Source organism: Actinokineospora iranica (assembly GCF_900101685.1).
In the GTDB taxonomy this organism is placed as follows: Bacteria; Actinomycetota; Actinomycetes; order Mycobacteriales; family Pseudonocardiaceae; genus Actinokineospora; species Actinokineospora iranica.
Genome location: NZ_FMZZ01000034.1, coordinates 1 through 6,199, shown reverse-complemented (window position 1 = coordinate 6,199; position 6,199 = coordinate 1). Strand labels below are relative to the sequence as shown.

The 6,199-nt window shown below is 72.4% G+C and carries 1 protein-coding gene; it reads left to right on the top strand.

Annotated features, from left to right (window positions below):
- Positions 1 to 44: 44 nt before the first annotated feature.
- Positions 45 to 6,199 (top strand): non-ribosomal peptide synthetase (locus BLS56_RS30255; protein WP_228772068.1); only part of this gene is annotated, 6,155 nt, incomplete at its 3' end.

Here is a 6,199-nt window from a genome sequence, read left to right as displayed (position 1 = left end):
CGGTTCTGTTGGAGCAGCCGGGGATCGCTGACGCCGCTGTTGTGGTGCGTGAGGACCAGCCGGGGGACCAGCGGCTGGTGTCCTATGTGGTTGGTTCGGTGGACGGGCTGCGGGAAACGGTGGCGGCGCGGCTGCCGGACTACATGGTGCCGTCCGCGTTCGTCGTGGTGGGCGCGCTTCCGCTGACACCGAACGGAAAGCTGGACCGCGCGTCCTTGCCCGCGCCGGACGTCCAGACGTCGGGCCGCGCGCCGCGCACGCCGCGCGAGGAAATCCTCTGTGGACTGTTCGCCGAGGTGCTGGGCGGTCCCGGGGTCGGGATCGATGACTCGTTCTTCGACCTGGGCGGGCATTCGCTGTTGGCGACCCGGCTGGTGAGCCGGGTGCGGTCGGTGCTGGGCGTGGAGACGCCGATCCGTGCGCTGTTCGAGACGCCGACCGTCGCCGGGCTCGCGAGCACCCTCGACAACGCGGGCCAAGCACGGGCCGCTGTCACCGCCGCCCAGCGACCGGAGCGGGTCCCGCTGTCGTTCGCGCAGCAGCGCCTGTGGTTCCTACAGCGCTTCGAGGGCGCGGGCACCACCTACAACCAGCCGGTCGCGCTGCGGCTCGTCGGCGACCTCGACGCCGACGCGCTGGAGCAGGCCCTGGGCGACCTGGTGGCCCGGCACGAAAGCCTCCGCACGGTCTTCGGCGAGGACGCCGGCGGGCCGCACCAGGTCGTCCTCGATTCCGCCCGCCCGGTCATGGAACGCGTGGCCACCACCGAGCGCGATCTCGACGCCGCGCTCAAGGCGGCGGCCGCGCACCCGTTCGCGCTCGACACCGAGATTCCGCTGCGGGCTTGGCTGTTCGAGACCGGCCCCACCGAGCACGCCCTGCTCCTGCTGACCCACCACATCGCGGGCGACGGCTGGTCCCGGACCCCGATGGCGCGCGACCTGGCCACCGCCTACACCGCCCGGCACGCCGGTCGCGCCCCGGACTGGGCGCCGCTTCCGGTGCAGTACGCGGACTACGCCCTGTGGCAGCGCTCGGCCTTGGGCGCGGAAGGCGACGCGGACAGCCCGCTCGCGCGGCAACTCGCTTATTGGACCGAGAAACTGGCCGACCTGCCGGAAGAACTGGACCTGCCCTTCGACCGCCCCCGACCCGCGATGGCCTCGTATCGCGGCGGTCGAGTGCGGTTCACCGTGCCCGCCGAGGTGCACGCGGGCCTCGCGGCGCTGGCGCGGGAGCGGAACGCGACGCTGTTCATGGTCGTCCAGGCCGCGTTGGGCCTGCTGCTGTCCCGGCTTGGGGCTGGCACGGACATCCCGATCGGCACGCCGATCGCGGGCCGCACCGACGACGCCCTCGACGGGCTCATCGGCGTCTTCCTCAACACACTGGTGCTGCGCACGGACGTGTCCGGCGACCCGACCCTCGCCGAGGTGGTCGACCGGGTGCGGGAGACCGACTTGGCCGCGTACGCGCACCAGGACGTGCCGTTCGAGCGGCTGGTCGAAGTGCTCAACCCCACCCGGTCCACCGCGCGGCACCCGCTTTTCCAAGTACTGCTCTCCATCGACAATATCGACCACCACGGCGCTGTCGCGGGCTTGGCGGCGCTGCCCGGCCTCACCGCGTCGCTGCTGGAGACCGATTCGGGCGTGGCCAAGTTCGACCTCGCCTTCGGCCTCACCGAGACCCGGGACGCCGACGGCGCGGCTACCGGGCTGTCGGGGATGGTCGAGTACGCCACCGACCTGCTGGACGAGTCCTCGGCCCAGGCCATCGCCGACCGGTTCGCCAGGGTCCTCGCCCAGGCCGCCGCGGGCGCGCCCATCGACGTCCGCACCCCCGCCGAGCACGCGTCGCTCATCGCGGACGACGCCGCGACGGACCTGCCGGACGCGTCCGTGGCCGACCTGATCACCCGCCAAGCGGCGGCGACACCGGACGCGGTGGCCGTGATCGCGGGCCGGGGTTCGCTCACCTATTCCGAAGTGGACACCCGGGCGAACCGGCTGGCCGGATTGCTGGCGGCGCGCGGCGCGGGCCCGGAGCGGCTGATCGGGGTCGCCCTGCCGCGCGGCGTCGACCTGGTGGTGGGGCTGGTCGCGATCCTGAAATCCGGTGCGGGCTATCTGCCGCTCGACACCGACTACCCGGCCGACCGGTTGGCGTACATGCTCGACGACGCCCAGCCGCTGCTGGTGCTGACCACCGCCGACCTGCGCGACACCTTGCCGCCGTGCGAGACGCTGGAGACCGGCGACCTCGACGGCGACCCGATTCCGGTCCGGCCGAGTCTCCCCAGTTCTCCGGCATACGTGATCTACACGTCCGGCTCGACCGGCAGGCCCAAGGGCGTCGTGGTGCCGGGGGCCGCGCTGACGAACTTCGCGGTGTCGATGCGCGACCGGCTCGCGCTGGGCGAGCGGGACCGGCTGCTGGCGGTGACCACGGTCGGGTTCGACATCCACGGCCTGGAGCTGTTCGTGCCGCTGCTGTCCGGCGCGGCGGTTGTCGTCGCCGATCGCGACGAGGTGCGCGACCCGGCCGCCGTCGCCGCCCTGGTGCGCGCGCACGACGTGTCGGTCATCCAGGCGACCCCGAGCTGGTGGCGGGCGGTGGTGGCCGAGGAAGCCGAGGCGCTGCGGGGTGTCCGCGCGCTCGTCGGCGGCGAGGCCCTGCCCGCGGACCTGGCCCGGTCGCTGGCCACGGTCGCGGTGTCGGTGACCAACCTCTACGGCCCCACCGAGACCACGATCTGGTCCACGGCGTCCGAAGTGGACGATGAGCCGACCATCGGCGGCCCGATCGCGAACACCCGGGTCTACGTCCTCGACGCCGCCCTGCGGCTGGTTCCGCCGGGTGTCACAGGCGAGTTGTATATCGCAGGCGCGGGCGTCACGCGCGGCTACCTCAACCGCCCGGGGCTGACCGCCGAGCGGTTCGTCGCCGACCCGTTCACCGGCGGGCGCATGTACCGCACCGGGGACCTGGTGCGCCGCCTGCCCGACGGAGAACTCGTCTACCTGCGCCGCGCCGACGACCAGGTGAAGCTGCGCGGCCACCGCGTCGAACTCGGCGAGATCCGCGCCGCCCTGCTGGATCTGCCGCGTGTCGCGGACGCGGTCGTGGTCGTGCGGGCGGACCGGCTGGTCGCCTATGTCGTCGGCGAGACCGGCGGGCTGCGCGCTGCGCTGGCCCAGCGGCTGCCCGACTACATGGTGCCGTCGGTGTTCGTGGCGTTGGCCGCCCTCCCACTGACCCCGAACGGCAAGATCGACCGTAAAGCCCTGCCCGAGCCCGAAATCCGGGCCGAGGGTCGCGCGCCGCGCACGCCCCGCGAGGAAATCCTTTGTGGACTGTTCGCCGAGGTGCTGGGCGTGGTCCGGGTGGGCATTGACGACTCCTTCTTCGACCTGGGCGGGCATTCGCTGCTGGCGACCCGGCTGGTGAGCCGGGTGCGGTCGGTGCTCGGCGTGGAGCTGGCCATCCGGCAGCTTTTCGTCTCGCCCACGGTCGCCGGGCTGTCGGCCGCGCTGGACGGCGCGGGCGCGGCGCGCGGCCCGGTGGTGGCGGTGTCGCCGCGGCCGGAGCGGGTGCCGCTGTCGTTCGCGCAGCGGCGGCTGTGGTTCCTGCACGAGTTCGAGGGCCCGAGCACCGCCTACACCGTTCCGCTCGCGCTGCGCCTGACCGGGCCGCTCGACATCGACGCCCTGCGGCAGGCCTTCGCGGACGTCGTGGCGCGGCACGAGGCGCTGCGCACGGTGATTCGCGTGGACGAAGACGGCCCGCACCAGGTCGTCCTCGATGAGGCGCCGCGCCTTGAGATCGCTCGGGACGGCTTCACCGCGGCCCTGGCCTACCGGTTCGACTTGGCCGCGGAGCTACCGGTTCGGGGTTGGCTGTTCAATGACGGCCCGGACCAATGGACGCTGTTGCTCCTGACCCACCACATCGCCACCGACGCCTGGTCCACCGGCCCGCTGACCCGCGACCTCGCCACCGCCTACACCGCCCGCGCGGCCGGTCGAGCGCCCGACTGGACGCCGTTGCCGGTGCAGTACGCCGATTACGCCCTCTGGCAGCACGGTTCGCTCGGCCTGGAGTCCGACCCGTCGAGCCTGGCCGCCCAGCAGGTCGCGTTCTGGTCGGCCGCGCTGGCGGGCATTCCTGAGGAACTGGCCCTGCCGTTCGACCGCCCCCGTCCCGCGGTGGCCACCTTCGCGGGCGACCGGATCTCCTTCACCGTCCCCGCAGACCTCCACGATCGCCTGACCCGGGTGGCCAAGGAAGCGCGGGCAACGCTGTTCATGGTGGTGCAGGCCGGTGTGGCGGCGTTGTTGGCCCGGATGGGCGCGGGCACGGACATTCCACTGGGCACGCCGATCGCGGGCCGGACGGACGAGGCCCTGGACGACCTTGTCGGGTTCTTCGTGAACACGTTGGTGCTGCGCACCGACCTGTCCGGCGACCCGTCCTTTGTAGACCTCATCGGCCGGGTGCGGGAGACCGCGTTGGCGGCGTACGCGAACCAGGATGTGCCGTTCGAGCGGTTGGTGGAGGTGCTGAACCCGGCCCGGTCGCTGGCCCGGCACCCGCTGTTCCAAGTCATGCTGGCGTTCACCAACGACACGGGAACCGCGCCGACCCTGCCCGGCATCGACGCCGAGGGCGTCGCGGTGGGCACCGACTCCGCCAAGTTCGACCTGTCCTTCCGGTTCACCGAGACCCAGGACGGCCTGCGCGGCGTGCTCGACTTCGCCACCGACCTGTTCGACCGCGCCACCGCGGAAAGCCTGACCCGCAGGCTGCTCACCGTGCTCGCCGCCTTGGCCGACGACCCCAGCGGGCCAGTCCACCGCACGCCGGTGCTGGACCCGGCCGAGCGGCACGACTTGGTGGTCACCCGCAACGCCACGACCCGCGCGGTGCGGCGGGCGAGCCTGCCGGAGCTGTTCGCCGAGCAGGCCATCGCGACCCCGGACACGGTCGCGGTGGAGTGCGGCGACAACGCGCTGACCTACGCGGAACTGGACGCACGCGCCAACCGCCTCGCGCACGCCCTCGGCGACGTGCGCGGTCTGGTGGCGATCGCGTTGCCGCCGACCGTCGACGCCGTGGCCGCGATGCTCGCCGTCCTCAAAGCGGGCGCGGCCTACGTGCCCGTCGACCTCGCCTCGCCGCCGGAGCGGGTGGCGCTCATCCTCGCCGACGCCAAGCCCGCCCTGGTGCTCACCGACGGCTCGATCGACCTGCCCGCAAGCGTTTCCGCGTTGCGGATCGACCGGGTGGACTGGGCGAGCCTGCCCGACACCCCGCCGCGCCAGGAGATCCACCCGCACGACCCGGCGTATGTCGTCTACACCTCCGGGTCGACGGGCAGGCCCAAGGGCGTCGTGATCGAGCACCGCTCACTGGGCGCCTACCTGGTGCGCGCCCGCGAGGTCTACGCGCCCGCCGTGGCCGGGGTGTCGCTGGCGCACACCTCGCTCGCCTTCGACCTCACCGTGACCGCCCTGTTCACCCCGCTGGTCGCCGGTGGCCGGGTGCGCCTGGGCGAACTCGGGGCGGCCACGCCGACCTTCACCAAGGCGACCCCCTCGCACCTGGCCCTGCTGGACACCCTGCCGGACACCGCCGCGCCCACCGGGCTGCTGATCCTCGGCGGCGAAGCCCTGCACGGCGAGCCGCTGGCCCGCTGGCGCGAGCGGCACCCGGACGCCGTGGTCGTCAACGCCTACGGCCCGACTGAGGCGACGGTGAACTGTCTGGACTTTCGCTTGGAGCCGGGGGAGCCGGCGCCTGCGGGTGCGGTTCCGGTGGGTCGGCCGTTTTGGAATACCCGGGCGTATGTGTTGGATGCCGGTTTGCAGCCGGTTCCGTCCGGTGTGGTTGGGGAGTTGTACGTGGCGGGTGACGTTCTCGCTCGTGGGTATTTGAACCGGGCGGCGTTGACGGCTGAGCGGTTTGTGGCGGACCCGTTCGTCGAGGGTGAGCGGATGTACCGGACCGGGGATCTGGTGCGGTGGAACGCCGATGGTGACTTGGTTTATGTGGGCCGGGCTGATGATCAGGTGAAGCTGCGCGGGTTTCGGGTCGAGTTGGAGGAGATTCGCTCGGTTCTGTTGGAGCAGCCGGGGATCGCTGACGCCGCTGTTGTGGTGCGTGAGGACCAGCCGGGGGACCAGCGGCTGGTGTCCTA